The 16,329-nt window shown below is 48.4% G+C and carries 11 protein-coding genes; 1 reads left to right on the top strand and 10 read right to left on the bottom strand.

The features are described from left to right. Window positions 1–11: 11 nt before the first annotated feature. The 10 genes from K9N57_01405 to larE form a co-directional block, all read right to left on the bottom strand. Window positions 12–1,994, bottom strand: coding sequence for a hypothetical protein (locus K9N57_01405; protein ID MCF7802822.1), 1,983 nt, complete (start codon window positions 1,992–1,994; stop codon window positions 12–14). Window positions 1,995–2,000: 6 nt separating this feature from the next. Then, complete coding sequence (locus K9N57_01400; protein ID MCF7802821.1) at window positions 2,001–3,647, bottom strand: MCP four helix bundle domain-containing protein; 1,647 nt, start codon at window positions 3,645–3,647, stop codon at window positions 2,001–2,003. Between the two features lie 134 nt (window positions 3,648–3,781). Beyond that, a complete protein-coding gene (locus K9N57_01395) occupies window positions 3,782–4,300 on the bottom strand; it encodes a chemotaxis protein CheW (GenBank protein ID MCF7802820.1) in 519 nt (172 codons plus the stop codon). 34 nt (window positions 4,301–4,334) lie between these two features. Beyond that, window positions 4,335–7,073 (bottom strand): chemotaxis protein CheA, encoded by a 2,739-nt coding sequence (locus K9N57_01390; protein MCF7802819.1) that lies wholly within the window; start codon window positions 7,071–7,073, stop codon window positions 4,335–4,337. 254 nt (window positions 7,074–7,327) lie between these two features. Continuing rightward, window positions 7,328–9,076: a response regulator gene (locus K9N57_01385; GenBank protein MCF7802818.1), complete on the bottom strand. Its 1,749-nt coding sequence runs from the start codon at window positions 9,074–9,076 to the stop codon at window positions 7,328–7,330. Beyond that, window positions 9,066–10,052: an HDOD domain-containing protein gene (locus K9N57_01380; protein MCF7802817.1), complete on the bottom strand. Its 987-nt coding sequence runs from the start codon at window positions 10,050–10,052 to the stop codon at window positions 9,066–9,068. The genes K9N57_01385 and K9N57_01380 overlap by 11 nt, the downstream gene beginning before the upstream one ends. A gap of 330 nt (window positions 10,053–10,382) precedes the next feature. Continuing rightward, complete coding sequence (locus K9N57_01375; GenBank protein MCF7802816.1) at window positions 10,383–11,378, bottom strand: Gfo/Idh/MocA family oxidoreductase; 996 nt, start codon at window positions 11,376–11,378, stop codon at window positions 10,383–10,385. A gap of 23 nt (window positions 11,379–11,401) precedes the next feature. Next, window positions 11,402–12,637, bottom strand: coding sequence for a nickel pincer cofactor biosynthesis protein LarC (larC, locus tag K9N57_01370; protein MCF7802815.1), 1,236 nt, complete (start codon window positions 12,635–12,637; stop codon window positions 11,402–11,404). Between the two features lie 9 nt (window positions 12,638–12,646). Further along, complete coding sequence (gene larB / locus K9N57_01365; GenBank protein MCF7802814.1) at window positions 12,647–13,444, bottom strand: nickel pincer cofactor biosynthesis protein LarB; 798 nt, start codon at window positions 13,442–13,444, stop codon at window positions 12,647–12,649. After that, window positions 13,441–14,292, bottom strand: coding sequence for an ATP-dependent sacrificial sulfur transferase LarE (larE, locus tag K9N57_01360; protein ID MCF7802813.1), 852 nt, complete (start codon window positions 14,290–14,292; stop codon window positions 13,441–13,443). Before larE ends, larB begins: the two co-directional genes overlap by 4 nt. Window positions 14,293–14,728: 436 nt before the next feature. Here larE and K9N57_01355 point away from each other — a divergent pair, with 436 nt between their 5' ends. After that, window positions 14,729–16,315 carry an OmpA family protein gene (locus K9N57_01355; GenBank protein ID MCF7802812.1) on the top strand — a complete coding sequence of 529 codons (1,587 nt, stop codon included), beginning with the start codon at window positions 14,729–14,731 and terminating at the stop codon, window positions 16,313–16,315. Window positions 16,316–16,329 lie beyond the last annotated feature (14 nt).

The raw sequence follows: 16,329 nt of genomic DNA, 5'->3' as shown, positions 1-16,329 counted from the left end.
AAATGGTGATTTTAAAATTCAGAAAATTCTCGGGAGGTTTTTTGGGCGTTCCCGGCAAATGGAATCAATTCTTCTGCCGAATCTTTGGCTCGTGCTGAATCTCTAGAAGAATACTCATGTGCCTTTGAACGAAGGTGTTGGTTATTAGGGCCGGAAGTCCGTGCCTCGCCATCGTTATAATTCGCTTTTTTCAAGCCGTATACCAGTGTCTGCAGGCGCTGAACAATGTTTAACAGGGATTCGGCTTCGTTATTCAGTTGTCCCGCCGATTCGCTCGAAGCCTCAGCTTCTGTGGTATTCGCTTGCGTTACCTTGTCTATTTGGGCCACAGCAGCGCTGATCTCCCTGACGCCATCGCGTTGTTCTCCGGACGCGACAGAAATTTCGCCTATCAGTTCGTTGACCTTTATGGTCCGTTCTTCCATCTCATTGAGTTCTGCCGCCATATTTTTGACGATTTCGACGCTGCGTTCCGCATTTTCCAGCGAATTTTCCAATAATTCTGAAGTTGAATTCGCTGCCTGTGACGCCCGCTGTGCCAGGTTCCTGACCTCATTTGCCACAACGGCGAATCCCTGGCCAGCTTCTCCTGCCCGGGCGGCTTCTACCGAAGCATTGAGCGCCAGCAGATTGGTCTGAAAGGCAATCTCATCGATGGTTTTGATAATTTTTGAGGTCTCCTCAGCTGAACCCCGAACTTCGTGAATCGCCTCCTGCATCTCTATCATTGTCCGGTTCCCGCGATTTGCGGTTTCTTTGGTCTCTTTTGCCAAAGTATTCGCCTGGTTTGCGCCATCAGCATTTTGCTGCGCCATGGCATTTAATTCTTCCAAACTCACACTCACCTGCTCCAGAGATGCTGCCTGCTTTGATGATCCTTCTGCCACAACCTGGCTGGTTTCGGCGATTTGAGTTGAAGCGCCGCTCACGGACATGGAACCATCGGACAATTGGCTGATTGCCTCTTTGACGGGACTGGTAATGGAACCAGTCAGGAACCACCCCATTATTCCAATGAGAAAAAGCCCGATTGCCCCGGCGATAAGCAACAATTTTCCGGTGTTTGATGACAGGGACCTGTTAGACGCCAGGACGTTTTCAATGTATTCCCCGATCTCTTTTTTGTGCTGATTCAATGTCTTAGTCGCCTCGCCGGTCCCGGCATTCAAGTCTGCCATTACACGCAGTTTATTTGAATTCTCATGCTGGTATTTAGTTTTGGTAAGGTCGGTCATCTCTGACAATAGCGAGACAATTTGTTTATATATTGGTTCTATCCGCTGCTGGTAAGTGTTGATGCTCATTCCCACGGTTGCTGCCGGCTGAGCTGCCGTGTGTAGTTCACCATGGACATCGATGATCGAGGTCAGGAGTGTCCGAATTTCCTCATTATCGGTGGTAAACTCCAAAAGGAATTGCCCAAGTTGGCATTGGTTCGGATCAAGCTCCCCGGCAAAATTTTTGCGATCTGATACCGCGGTTTTCAGTGCCTTCATCCAGTTATGGTGATTCACTATCCTGGATTCCAGTATTTGGTGAATAGGCTCTGGCTGACCATCCACCACCATACTATACCTTTGAATTTGAGTCTGAATATCTTCAACCGGGACGATTTTAGTGAGTATTTCACGGATTTGGGGAACACTCTGCTTTGCCTGTCGCCTTACTATGTCAGAAGAGCTATTTTCTAATTCGTGAAGGGTGGTCCTGATATTCGGGATGTGTGTTTCCTGAATTTCAACCGAAACCCTGTGAATTTCATCGGATTCCCAGGTATTAAACAGGCGATGTAACTCGTTTTGCAGGGCAAGTATTTGTATCTCAGCCTTGGTAATACTGTTTGCAGCCGGATACTCCACATAGGAAATTTCTTGAGTGGTTTTTTCAATAACCTGTACGGCATACCAGCCAATAAAGGTCCCCACCGTAATCATTGCACCGAACAGGATGGAAAAACCTGTCAACTTTTGACCCAGACTTAACTTTTTTAACATAATTCGTTACCGCCTCACATATTCACATGAATAGAACATATCTTCCGAAACCGCTGATTGTTTGCTGTCTCCATTTGTGCTGTCTATCCAGTCTCTTTCCCCTTTATTCCCACTCGAATACCGCATCCTTATTTTTCCGTCAGCCGTTGATAATCCATTATTTGACTTTTCCATACCGTCTCTGCTCTTCCCGTTTGCAGTCCCAGATCCGTATGCCAGTATTTCTAGATCTTCCACTACCATACTAAGATCCTTCGCCCGAGAGTTCATTTCCCTGGCAGCCGCAGCAGCCTCCTCCGCCTCGGCCGCATTTTGCTGGGCAACCGCATCCACCTGATTGACAGCCTGGGAGATCTGTTTAATTCCGTGGGACTGTTCCCGGGATGCCGTGGACACTTCATCTACCATTTCCGTAACTTTTCTTGCGATTTTTTCATTTTTCTGTAAGGCGTCCTCCACCTGTTCATTCAAAGAGGCCGACTCTTCAATGCGGTCGTTGGCGCTGGCGATCAAATCCGATGTCTTTCGTGCCGCCTCTGCCGCCCGTTGTGCAAGGTTTCTCACTTCGTTTGCCACCACGGAAAAGCCCTGTCCCGCCGCACCGGCCCTGGCAGCCTCTACCGACGCGTTCAATGCCAAAAGATTCGTCTGGAATGCGATTTCATCAATAGTTCTGATAACGTCACCGGTCTTTTTACTTGCGTCGACCGTTTTCCGCAACGCGGTTTTCATATCCTGCATTCGTTCGGATATAACCTGAAAGTTGGTGGCAGCATCGGAGGTCATCAGTTTATAGATCACATCGCTGTTTTCAGCCATCTGGCGCGACATCGCCGTCAGTTGCTCGAGTGTCGCGCTGGTTTCTTCCACGGAAGCCGCCTGTTCCGTGGCGCCCTCCGACAGGATTTCGCTCGACTGTGAGAATTGTTCAGCCGCATCGACCGTCTGTGTAGCGCCCTCTTTCAATGTATTGGCCGAATGGATAACCGGTGCTGTGATTTTTCTGCTCATGTACCAGGCGATGAACATCCCACTGAGTAAAGCAATCAGAGTAACAATATTTATCGCCAATGATGCGCGGCTGGAACTGCGCTCCCCGAATTCCCGGGCTTCAGTAATCAGTTCCTCGTTCACCCTCTCCAACTCATCGATGTGACTCCTCATCCTGGCAAACTGCTCCATCCCGCTGCCATTCGACAGCTCCAGCGCCTGAGCCCGTTGGCTGCTGTCGGCAGTCTGGGCTAACCGGATGACCCGGGCTGAAGTACTGCTCCACTCCTTCCGCGCCTGACGGTATTGGTCATACAGGTTCTGTTCTTTCGTGGTCGTAATAAATTCGCTATATGCAGCCATCCGTTCTTTTGACTGCTGCATGTTTTCTTCATAAGTATCGAAAAACTCTTTAAACTGACGGCTGTTCAATTCCACAAGGAAGAGAGAGCGTTCCGCCACTAATAATTGCTGCAGATCCCGGTCCGCCTGAAGCAGATAATTCTGCATTGGCAAATGATCCCTGGTCACATCCTCCAGGGATTCCCCCATGTCAGATAATCCCAACAATCCCGTTCCGCCAATTAGCAGCATCAATACCAGTAATACGGTAACACTTCCCCATAAGTAGACGCTAATCTTTACACCTTTTCCTGAATTCATTCTCCTCTTCCCGCCCCTGTCAGATAATTTACGGTGCTATCCGTAGTCGTGCCCGGATTTGCAATGTTTCCGTATTTTGACCGGTTGCTTTGAAATTTCCCTGAAGTTTCCCACATCATAGGTACAATGCCGGCCTACTGTTCAGCCGTTGCTTCCAGGACTACCAGGTCTTCGCTGGTCAGGACTTTATTTATATCCAGCAGAGTTTTTATCCCCTCCGCGACTTTGGCCATTCCGAGGATGAATTTTGTGTCTACATCCACGCCAAATGATGGTGTTTCTTCGATATCCTCACCGGTTACCTGAATCACCTCGGAGACCGCATCAACGACAATCCCGATCTGCACGATAGTCTCGGCACCTTCGATTTCTACCACAATAATAGGTGTTCTGTCGTCCGATTCCTTGAACTCCAGCCCAAACCGCGTGCGCAAATCGATCACCGGAATAACCTTACCACGGAGATTCACCACGCCGCGAACGAATTCTGGGGTACGCGGTACAGGCGTAACCTTCATCATGCCGATTATTTCCCGCACGTTCAGGATCGGGATTCCGTATTCTTCGCCGTCCAGGTGAAACGTGATATATTTTCCTTCAAGCCGCTCCAGCTTGGAGTCCTGGACAGCCGTGGCTTCTGCAGTGTTACTCATAACATTCCTCTCCTTTTTTCTCACATAAACCTATTTATTTCGATTGAACAGATTCTGTCGCTTCGTCTGCTCCCTCAGTTTCAGCTGTAGTTACCGGTTCTATATCTGCGCCGTTGAGCGAATCTCCATTTCGCTTAGCGTGGTGTCTTTCACGAAGCCGTGAATCCCGGATTTGTAATAAGCTTGGGACATCCAGTATTAACCCTACTGTCCCGTCTCCAAGGATGGCCCCACCGCTGATTCCCGGGAGTGCCTGTAATTGTTCTCCCATGGATTTAATCACGATCTCCTGTTTATCCACCAATTGATCAACCAGGATGCCGATATTCTCGCCCCCGGCATCAACGAGCATTACTATCCCTTCCCATGGATCCGTAATGCTGTTTTTGACACCGAATAAGTCATGCAGACGGACCAGTGGAAATATCTTATCCCGCACCATGATAGTTTCTCCGCGCCCGGCAATAAAATTATAGTCAGATTTAGACGGCTGGACGGATTCTTCTATGGATAGCGTCGGTATGACGTATCGCTCGGTTCCAACTTCAACAATAACTCCGTCGATGATTGCCAGAGTGAGCGGAAGTTTAATGTAGAACGCTGACCCTTCGCCCTGTTTGGATTCCACGTCAATCTGACCGCGGAGCTTTTCGATGGTTCGCTTGACCACATCCATCCCAACGCCACGGCCGGAAACATCGGTGACGGATTTGGCCGTCGAAAATCCCGGCTGAAACAGGAGTTCATAAATTTGCCTGTCGGTGAGGACCTCATCTTCATTGAGGAGGTCCCGCGATCTCGCCTTTTCCATAATGGCTTCTTTGTCCAACCCCGCACCATCGTCTGAAATTTCAATGACAACATTCCCGCCCTTATGGTAGGCATTCAGGATGACTTCACCCTCCGGAGCCTTTCCGGCGGCTTCTCTCTCTTCCGGTAATTCGATACCGTGATCACAGGCGTTCCGGACCATATGGACCAGTGGATCGTACAGGGTTTCCACCATATTTCTATCAATTTCCGTCTGCTCACCTTCAAGACGTAATTCTATCTGTTTTCCCGATTTATGCGCGAGATCCCGAACGATACGCTGCATCTTGCGGAATGTGGCTTCAATCGGTATCATCCGGAGGGACATCGAGATATTCTGCAGCGTTGAGGTAATTCGTTTCAGCTGGGCCATGTCGCCGGCCAATCGCTTGTTAGCGGTATCCCGGACAATTCGGTTTTGTGCCACCATATTCTGTGTAATTACCAGTTCTCCCACCATATCGATCAGGTAATCCATTTTCTCGGTTTCCACCTTGATAGCCCCTGATCGGCGGCGTTGCGCCGCCGCTTTCTCCTGTATATCTTTCCCGGTCGAAGGATCAGCTGACGGTTTTTCCTCCACCTTATCTGGCTCAGCATTGTTTTTAACAGAGGCTTCCTTTTGAGTATCGGTGTAGACGGTACCTTTTCCAGGCGATTTATTTTCCGCTTCCGGATCAAATTTTTGCACCGTGGATAACAGGCTATCGACATCAACCGGGTGTGAAACCCGTTCCCCGGATTCTATGCTCTCTGCGACCGCCCCATTCATTGCGCGCAGAGCATCCACCCCGCTGAGAATAACATCCGTAACCGCGGTGGTTAAACTCAGGTTTCCGGATCTGGCTTCGTCCAGTAAATTTTCGAATTCGTGAGAGACACGGTTAATGTCTGTAAGGTTAAGAAATCCTGCCACCCCTTTGATGGTATGGAATCCCCGAAAGATGGTGTCCACATACTCCAGGTTGTCAGGGTCGTTTTCCCATTTGATTAGGTGCTGCTCAATAGACTGGAGGTGATCTTCGCCTTCTTGCAGATAATCCTGTACCAATTCCGGGTCGGTCAGGAAATCAGCCCCAAGGTCATCGAAGTCATCTTCATCAGATTCTTCTGGCGGGTTCGTTGTCGCTTCCTCCGTTTCCGGATTGCGCTCATTTTCCGGTCTGGATTCCGGAGCACTATTTTTTTCTGTATGAGGAGACTCAGATTGGCCGGTTTTTGTAGTGTGCGCTACAGATACACCACCGAGTTTAGCCCGGGCCTGATTAATTATATGGCCCACATCGATGTTATGTGGAATATGCTCTCCGGCTTCCATGCTTTCACCAACGGCATCCAGCATGCCACGGAGAGAATCAACTCCTGTGAGGATGAGATCCGTCAGCTCTGGCGACTGTGATAATGATCCGTTCCGTACCTCTTCTAGTAAATCCTCAAACAGGTGTGCAAAATCCTGAATCTCATATAAACCAAGAAATCCTGCTACACCTTTGATGGTGTGGAATGGCCGAAAAATGGAATCTATGAGTGCGGTGTCACCAGGAGCATTCTCCAGCGCAATAAGATTTTCCTCCACTACCTGGAGGTATTCCTCTCCTTCCTGCAAAAAATCTTCGACCAATTCGGTTTCACTCAAATACCCCGGTTTCTCCTCCCCGGCCTTTTCCCGCTCACCGGATAGCGACCTATCTTCTGTACCTCCGGTTGTATAATATTGTCGGAGCGATTCAACACTTTCCTGGAATTTCCGAATAGACTCGTCCATTCCCTCAACGGATTTCTCTGCCATCATCTCGTCGAGGTATCTGGAGAGTTCATTATGCTGCTCCGGAGAAACCGACTGCTCTAACTCCTGAAGCAATCCACGCAGGTGCTTAAAATCAGTTTCGCTGTTGGGATCAAATAGAATGATTTCTTCGATAAGCCTGTTGAGTTCATCCACAATAAGCTGTCTCTTTTCCATAGGATTTTACCAGAGTTATCACACGAATAAACCACGTGTTTATATTGGACACCATGCTGTTCATCATATCGACATCGTCCCAAAAAACTTTAGCCATTATTTTCAATTATTTGCAAAGAAAGGGTAAAGAAGTTCAATGGAAATGGAATGATATCAGGCAAGATTCGGAAGGTACCGAGAGAGAGCGAACCCCATTCACTGGAATTCGAATGTTACCAAAAAATATCAAAACGACTGTCTGTATAATTATGGATTTACGCTTTGGAATTCGTGTCAAGTACTTCGCGGATTTTGGCAAGCAGTGCCTGGAATTTGATAGGCTTTTGCAGCAATGCATCAAAACGGACTGACTCATCATTTTCCACATTATTCTGCTCAACAATACCTGTCAGTGCCATGCAACGGAGGTCCGGGTATATCGCATGAATCCGCCTGTACAATGCAATCCCGTCCATGTTAGGCATTTTGATATCCGTAATGACCAGATCTACTGAATCGCCTATTTCATGAATGATTTCCAGGGCGCGTTCTCCGTCTTCAGCGCTGGAGATACGATATCCGTGTATTTGTAAACGTTCTGCGACTAACTGTAATAGAGGTGCCTCGTCATCGACCAAGACAATATGTTCACCATGCCCTCCAAGGGTTCCCGATTTATCTTCGAGTTCGGACGACCCTGTCTGGACAGGCGCCCTGGGAACCCCCAGGGTAAAAGTCGTCCCTTCCCCAACCTCGCTCCGAACGTCAATCCATCCCTTGTGTTGTTGGAGGATCCGGTAGGCTACCGAAAGCCCAAGACCGGTTCCCTTGCCGGGCTCTTTTGTTGTGTAAAACGGTTCAAAAATTCGGGATTGCTCTTCAGGTTCTATTCCGGTGCCGGTATCGGATACGGTGATATAGTAATAATCATAATCATCAGGTCTTCCATACTTTTCAACCAACTCCCGGTCTGCCTCTTTAATACCCAGACGGATTTCACCGCCATCCGGCATTGCATCAACCGCGTTGATGCAGAGATTTAACATCACCTGTTGTAGCTGACTGGGATCGCCAAAAAGTTTTACATCTTCCAGATCCGATTCCACCTCGATGGCGATATCCTGAGAGAGGGTGTGTCCCATTATCTCTTTGATACCTTCCAGATGTCTGATGCCGGAGAACGGCTTAAACTGTGGCGAATTCGATCGCGAAAATGACAAAACCCGATCGGTAATAGACTGACCGCGTGTGATGCTGGCATTAATCATATCCGTATATCTGGACAGATTTTCGTCCTCCTGGTACAATTCCAGAAATTGCGTCGCACCGGAAATCGTCGCCAAAATATTATTAAAATCGTGAGCAATACCTCCGGCGAGTACACCGATCGACTCTAACTTCTGCGCCTGTACGAGCTGATCTTCAAGATCCTGCTTTTCAGATTTCGCCTTTTTTAACTCAGTCACATCCTGGGCGAATCCAATAATCCCGATCACTTCGTCGCTCAGATCCCGGTAGGGGATTCTGTCGATAACTATCTGACGTTCTCCGGTGGCGGTTTCGATAATTTGCGTCCGTTTTTTAACCGGTTCTCCGTAGTCCAGGACGTATCGATCGTACTGCGCTCCGTGATCCGTGCCAGAGGGGATCAGCTCCGTGTATGTTTTTCCTATAATCTCCTGAATCGGGAGACCTATGGTCTCCGCAAACCGCTTATTCACCCGGATATACCGGCGTTTCGTATCTTTGTAAAAGATGAGTGCAGGCGAGGAATCCAGCATGACCTGCAATTCCTGTCCCTTTTGTTCCAGAATTTGTTTGGAGTGCTCCAGCTCGGCAGTACGCTCTTTTACCATTTCTTCAAGATTCGTATAAATCTTGAAATATTCCCGGGTCGAATTTTCGTATTCCCTGCGAGTCAACTTCAGATCGTTGGTGATATGCTTTAACTGAATCTCCAGCGACTCGATCTGGTCAAGGAGTTCCTGTTTACTGGCATCATTCATCTGGTCATCACTGGTCATATTGAAACCAACCGTCATCTTCCAGTTTTCGTATCTCAGTTTTTACTTCCTTGGTGATATATTCCAGTGCCTTCCCTCGAATATTCAATCGCTTGAGGTATTTCCGGAAGCCTTTCTCGTTATGATACGGCGCATCGGTGTATCCGATTTCGTTTCTATGACAAATGTAATCGGAAATATATAGCGTCATTGTCATCCGTTCAAATTCCTGGTTCATCACTAGGTCAGGATTGTGATGCATTCCCACCGCTTCCACCAGCTCATCCGGTAAATCCCAGCTGTTGGTGAGGGCCTGCCCGATGTCGGCGTGATTATAGCCAAAAACTTCCTGCTCAATGTCCGGAAAATTACGGCGATTTTCCTGCCGGCTTTTCAATATTCTTAGAAATTTATTATGCAGCAACTGGTCCTCGATAATGATGCCGATATCATGCAGGAGTCCGGCGGCGTACATATCATCCCCACGTTTGCCAAATTCCCGCCGATAAATAAATTTTCCAAATAAAGCCGAACCTACGCTGTGCTTCCAGAGTTCCAGCCGTGAATACCCATAATTGGTATCATCCTTCTCGAAGAGTTCACATACTTTTTGACTGAGTGCAATCTCCTTCAGCGCATCGAATCCAATCCAGATAATAGCCTGCTGGATTTCACTAATCCGGCGTACCCGCCCGAAATAGGCAGAGTTGGCGAACCGCAGCACCTTGGCCGTCAGTGGTGGATCGAGTTCGATGATCTCCTTCAGGTCCTTTGCTGTGGAAGAGGGATCATTGATCACCCGTACAATTTCCTTCACAACCCGCTTCACCGAAGAAATCTGGGAGGCTTTTATCCGCTCCAGGAGCAGCTGGAGTTTTTTTTCCTTCGGCGAGACCGAGGAATCGTCATCGGGTATTTTCGGTGCATTACTGACATCGGCCAGATCGCCTGAAGGTTCTTCCTTATTAGGATGCTCGTGCGATACATTTTTATCCATAACTTCCTCAGTCTGCTGCGGTTAGACACTCCATTCCTACTAACGCAGGGAACGTTTACGCCTATTATCGGCTTAATTTTGGAGAGCATTAGCAATTCTTTGCTGTCACATGTAAAAATTTCGAATGAAGTGAGATACAGTGGTTTCAACTTGAATATTACATGCAATTACACAAGAAATTACAAATGGAACCTTCCGGCTTTACAGCCAGGGTTTTCTTGATGGCAGGATAAAGGTAAACGTCTTTCCCAGGAAGGAAAAACCTCTGCTATTTACGTCAGGATAGGCGGCAGTACGCCAAAATATTTCAGCGCAGGGTTACTTAAAAAATCAGGATTCCAGTGGAATCCATTCGCCGGTTTTAGAACTATCGACGACTCCGTCGATCACAATCATATTATGGAGGGCATCATCCAATGGAGTCGGAACCGGTGTATCATCCAGAATTGCTCCGGAAAAAAGATCGCCTTGCAGAGTATAGTGGTTTTTCGGCTCTGTCAGTATTTCGTCGGACTGGCCATCATAGTGATACCAAATTCTCGCCGGTTTGTCTCCCGCGGGTGTAAAAGGCATTTCGACTTCTATGCGACCTTCGGTACCTATGATGTTCGCATGCTGGAAAGCCGCCTGTTGTGTTCCGCAGGTAAAAGTAGCTGTCCCCTTGTCGAATTCAAGTATTCCGGAGGTCCGGAAATCGGTCCCCATGGCCGGGTCTATGTCCATCTTGCCAAACACCTTACGGGGCTCGGCCTCATACAGGTAGCGAGAGATGGAAATACAATAGCAACCGATGTCCATCAAACCACCCCCTCCGTATTCGGGGATATTACGGATATTGTCCGGATCGGTGTTGTAATACGAAAACTCCGAGTGAATGGTCTGTATCTGGCCAATGGCGCCATCGTTGAGGAGCTTTTTTACCCGATCCATCTGCGGATGAAACCGGTACATAAAGGCCTCCATCACTTTTGTCTCAGGGTATTGCGAGGCAAACTGGCGCAAATCGTCGGCTTCAGCGGCATTTAACCCTAACGGTTTTTCACACAACACATGCTTACCGGCCTCGATCGCCCGCTTTGCCCACTCCACATGTAAATGATTTGGCAGCGGAATATAAATAGCTTCGACATCCACATCTGTCAGGAGCGCATCATAGGAACTATAGGACACTGGAATACCCAATTCTGTAGCAACTTCGGAGGCCCGCTCCCCGTTCCGGGAGGCAATGGCGTGGATCTCACACAATTCCCCCTGCTGCATCGCCGGGATCACCAGTTCGGTTCCGATATTTGCCGTGCTCATAATTCCCCACCGAACTTTACTCATAATCTACTCCCTGCCTCGTTACTTTAATTATTTTCATCTTCAGGGTGATAATTCGGATGTTGTTGCCAGATCTTTTCCAGATCGTCAAATTCCGGTTTTGATTTTAAGTCTTCGTTCTCTGTAGTCATACCAATTTTATATCGGACTGCACCAAAATCTGTCTGTCGCTCCTCGATCCGACGCTTAAGTTCCAGTTTACTATTGATCGAGTATCGGATACCAAATGTAGACGTATGCCGGAGAATCCAATCACTGATCCTGGGGGCATCTTCTTCTGTAGCCAACACGGTAAAAACCACGGCAGGCCGGTTCTTTTTCCCGGTCACCGGGATAAACCAGGCATCCAAAGCCCCCCTATTCATCACCTCCTGCAGCGCCCAGGCCGATCGCTCCGGCGTCTGGTCATCGATGTTGCACTTCATTTCTACGATAGTCCCATCGATGTACGGAAGTGACTGCATACCGGGTGCGTCATCAGTTTCATCTTCAAATACGCTGATCCTGAAAATATTGGGATAGCTATCAAACTGACGGTGACCGCAACCATTTCCCACATAGAGCAGAGTGCCGCCCTGCCAGCCGGACACGAAGTTCGGCTGAAGACTTTTCATAATGGCCATACCGGTGGGCGTGGATAATTCCACATTTTCATCGGGGATCGCGTCCGGCACAGAGTCAACCGGCATCCCACGAATCATTAACGTCGTCGCGGGAGGCGGTACCGGATAGGTTCCGTGCTGAATCTCGACCGTCCCTCTGCCGAGCTTCACTGGTGTTGAGACGACTTTATTTGCCCCAATCTTTGCCAGACAGTACCCGGCCATCACCACATCCATAATCGAGTCAACATCTCCGACTTCGTGGAACCCGACTTCCGAGAGCGGAACACCATGTACCTCCGCTTCGGCCCGGGCCAGGTGCCCCAGGATATCAAGGGCTATCGTTTTGGTATCATCATCCAGGTCCGACTCGTTAATCAGATTGACGATAGATGTATAATGAATATGAGAATGGTGATCTGCTGTGCCGCTGGCTCCGGTTATTGCATCAAGTGTGGTGTCTCCCCAGGTGATTTTAATAACGGTGCCAGAGATACCGGCGCGTTGTTCTTTGCGCAACTCAATATTGACATCTATCAGGCCAAGTTTTTCCGGCAACGTCCTTAGTTCCTCCGGAGAGACCAAGTCCGCATCAAGGAATGCCGCCACAAACATATCTCCGGCAATTCCGGCAATCGGTTCCAGAAACAAAGTACTCACGTTTGGCCTTTATCCTGTTGTATCAGTGGTTTGTTTTGCAACCGTTTCGACTTCGCGAATCACCTTGCACGCGGAATATGCCGCAGAAAAACCGCTGTCGATATTCACGACCGCTACGCCGGAGGCGCAGGAGTTCAGCATCGTAAATAGTGCAGCGAACCCGTTAAGATTGGTTCCGTATCCCACGCTTGTCGGCACTGCAAATATCGGTTTCCCCACCATGCCGGCCACCACACCAGGCAGTGCTCCTTCCATCCCCGCAACGACGATGATCGCTGAGGCCTCATTTAAAGTGTTCAGGTGGTTATACAGCCGGTGAATTCCCGCAATCCCCACATCGTGAATTTTGGTAAACGCAACTTCGGAGGCCCGGCACACTTCAGCGGCTTCCTCGACCATTGGCCTGTCGCTGGTGCCGGCCGAGACGATGGCAATGTAGGGATGATTTTCAGGAGATTTCAGATCTGGCGGAAATAGCAATAATGTTCGCGCAGACGGATTAACCCGCGCTTCCGGAAATACCTTTGATAAGTCTGCCAGTTTTTCTTCATCCAGACGCGTGATCAGTACCGGTTTTTTTGCTTCAGCGAGTTCTTCGGCGATGGTTCGGATTTGATCGGAGGTCTTGGACTCGCCATAAATGACTTCGGATAACCCATGTCGCAGCAGCCGGTGGTGATCAACGGTGTTCTCCGCATCTTTGGCAAGTTTGAACGGTCCGGATTTTAGCTGGGATAGCGCCTCATCTATTGGCAGATCCCCGGAGGCGACCAACTGAAGAAGCTGCTGCATCTCCTGTTCGTTCATTTCACTGCGCCTCCGGTTTTGTATCCTTCGAGATCCAGGGTAACCCATCGAAAGTTCTCCGCTTTCGCCCTTTCGACGAACTGGTCTTTCACATTCAGAAATGCGTCGATTTCGTCCGGCGCCACTTCAACCCGAACAAACGGGAGGTCGTCATCTTCATGATATCTGACCCGGAAAATCCGCAATCCGTTTTCGCGTAAAAACGTCTCCAGGACTTCTATGGAATGCAGTTTTTCCGGGGTAACCTTTACGCCAGTCATTATTCTGGAGCTCAGACAGGGGCTCGCGGGCTTTTCTGCTAAATCAAACCCGTTCTCGTCCATTATAGTGCGAATTTCCTCTTTGGTAAACCCGGTAGTCAGCAGCGGGTACAGAATATTATGCTCCTTTGCTGCCTGGTGTCCCGGCCGGACATCTCCGGTGTCGGTGGCATTGTACCCATACGCGATATTCGCGAATCCATCCGTGGCGGCAATGTCATCCGCAATTTCAAAAAGCGTGGATTTACAGTGATAACATCGTAATCCAAGGTTTTCCGTGTAGCCTTCCTTTTCGAATTCATAGCTGTCAATACACTGATGTTCCACGCCGATTTGCCGGGCAAAGGCCTTAGCATCCTCAAGATCTTTGGATGGAACACTCGGACTCACTGTCGTGATGGCCCGGACGTTACCGGTAGTTTCATCGGCAGCCTCACTCGCTGCCCAGAGAAGAAACGCGCTGTCTATCCCACCGGAAAATGCCACCAACAATCCATTGGACACGTAAGGCCTTAACGTTTCAATGAGTTTATCCCATTTACCATCAAGGGAAGCAGGACTTCTTTTTACTGCGGCAAATGTATTCATAATACCTGTTGTATTTGACGTTGTATGAAGTCTCTAATCAGGAATAAATATGCGAAGAACCGCCCCAAAATGAAACGACTAAATACACAACTCAGCGCACTTTATCTGGAGAATTCATTCCCTTTAATTGAATACCAAAATTGTGGCTATCCGTTTTCCTCCGTGTTGGATAAGGCACGGTATGTGTCCAATTAAACACATTAAGCCTTCAAATCCTGGTTTATTTATTCGTTACACTTAATACCTTTAACTTATTTTATTTCAATGACTTACAATGATATATTGCTCGCCGTGTTAGGTCTTGGAATAATTATTGGAACTATAGTTACTGTGTGAACGCGGTAATTTTCACGAAATGAAAACAAGAAAGTGAACTCAGTCAACAGTTCAAACCAAAGCTTGAGGTCGTTACCACACAATGAAGGAGGAGCTCACCATGCAAAAACTCAGAAGTATACTCTTTGGAATAGCGATTATGTTGGTTGCTATTCAACTATCCGGTCTCCACGCACAGGATACTGTTGCGCGGGAAATCCGCACTATTCCGGACCTCACGGGTAAAACCAGTGTCGGATTTGACCTGAGTGCGGCTCATTTTCTGTGGAGCGAATCGGACAACAGTATGATTGCTCCCTGGGGTGGTATTGAGCTGGCCTACATGTTTAATGAGTCAATGGCTGGTGAACTTTATGCCGGTCTTGGCTGGGACAGACCACGAGATATAACACGGAGTGGATTTTCCAGTTTTATATACGCCCGTCCAGGAACACCATATTTGACTCATGTTGTACCGATCCTCATTAACATGAAGTTTTTTCTGAGCCCGGGACAACCCGTTAATCCGTATGCCATCCTTGGCTCAGGTGTTATTGTCTGGGAAGCCAGGAATACATCGACGGACCAAATTGTGAGCGGAACGAATGGGAATCTGACCTTCAATATAGGCTTTGGGAGTGAATTTTTCTTCAATGATGAAATGAGTTTTGATTTAAGTTTTCGGTACCATCAGATGGTGAACCAAACAAAGGATATGACTGGTCTTGGCGATGTAAACACCGGTAATATCGAAGCCAGAACCGGCATTAATTGGTACTTTGGCGGCAAAGCTGCTGATGCGGACAATGATGGTGTACCGGATGATAAGGATTTGTGTCCGCAAAAGCCGGAGGATCAAGATGGGTTTGAAGACAATGATGGATGTCCGGATCTCGATAATGACAAAGATGGTATCCCGGATAGTAACGATGAATGTCCGAACCAGGCAGAGGATGTAGACGAATACCAGGACCAAGACGGTTGCCCGGACCCGGATAATGACGGGGATGGTATTCCGGACACCAAGGATCAGTGCCCGAACGATCCGGAAGATATAGACGGATTTGAAGATCAGGACGGTTGCCCGGATTTGGATAATGACGGTGACAGCATCCCGGATTCCGTGGACAATTGCATCGGCCAGGCTGAGGACATGGACGGTTACCAGGATGAAGACGGCTGTCCTGACCTGGACAATGACGGCGATGGTATCCCGGATACCAGGGATCAGTGTCCGGATAAGCCCGAGACAGACAACGGGTATGAAGATGAAGACGGCTGTCCTGATGAAAAGCCTGATCAAACGTTGAATATCCGGAAAGAAAAACCTGTCATCCTGGATGGCGTTCACTTTGAGTTCGACAGCGCGCGATTAAAGCCTAACAGCGCCACCATTCTGGATTACGTGGCGGAGACACTGCAGAACCACCCGGATATGGAGGTGCGCATCAGCGGTCATACGGATAACATCGGAAGCGATAGTTATAACAAATGGCTCTCCGAGCGCCGCGCAGTCTCTGTTAAGCAGTATCTCGTGGAACAGGGTATAAAGCGTGCCCGGATTGAAACCGTGGGATATGGTGAAGAACGCCCCATTGCCGACAATTCCAGTCCTGACGGGCGCGAGAAAAACCGGCGAATCGAAATTATCCGGATTGATGATGGCGACTCATCTACAGAAGATGATCAGGCAAATGCCAGCTCATAAAAAAGATCAACAAC

The organism is Candidatus Neomarinimicrobiota bacterium (genome assembly GCA_021734025.1).
Lineage (GTDB): Bacteria > Fidelibacterota > JAANXI01 > JAANXI01 > JAANXI01 > JAANXI01.
This window is presented reverse-complemented; position numbering and strand designations above follow the sequence as displayed.

Excerpts from the sequence above, each read along its gene's own strand:
- K9N57_01405 (MCF7802822.1), bottom strand. The coding sequence starts at position 1,994 with ATGTTAAAAAAGTTAAGTCTGGGTCAAAAGTTGACAGGTTTTTCCATC.
- K9N57_01400 (MCF7802821.1), bottom strand. The coding sequence starts at position 3,647 with ATGAATTCAGGAAAAGGTGTAAAGATTAGCGTCTACTTATGGGGAAGT.
- K9N57_01395 (MCF7802820.1), bottom strand. The coding sequence starts at position 4,300 with ATGAGTAACACTGCAGAAGCCACGGCTGTCCAGGACTCCAAGCTGGAG.
- K9N57_01390 (MCF7802819.1), bottom strand. The coding sequence starts at position 7,073 with ATGGAAAAGAGACAGCTTATTGTGGATGAACTCAACAGGCTTATCGAA.
- K9N57_01385 (MCF7802818.1), bottom strand. The coding sequence starts at position 9,076 with ATGACCAGTGATGACCAGATGAATGATGCCAGTAAACAGGAACTCCTT.
- K9N57_01380 (MCF7802817.1), bottom strand. The coding sequence starts at position 10,052 with ATGGATAAAAATGTATCGCACGAGCATCCTAATAAGGAAGAACCTTCA.
- K9N57_01375 (MCF7802816.1), bottom strand. The coding sequence starts at position 11,378 with ATGAGTAAAGTTCGGTGGGGAATTATGAGCACGGCAAATATCGGAACC.
- larB (MCF7802814.1), bottom strand. The coding sequence starts at position 13,444 with ATGAACGAACAGGAGATGCAGCAGCTTCTTCAGTTGGTCGCCTCCGGG.
- larE (MCF7802813.1), bottom strand. The coding sequence starts at position 14,292 with ATGAATACATTTGCCGCAGTAAAAAGAAGTCCTGCTTCCCTTGATGGT.
- K9N57_01355 (MCF7802812.1), top strand. The coding sequence starts at position 14,729 with ATGCAAAAACTCAGAAGTATACTCTTTGGAATAGCGATTATGTTGGTT.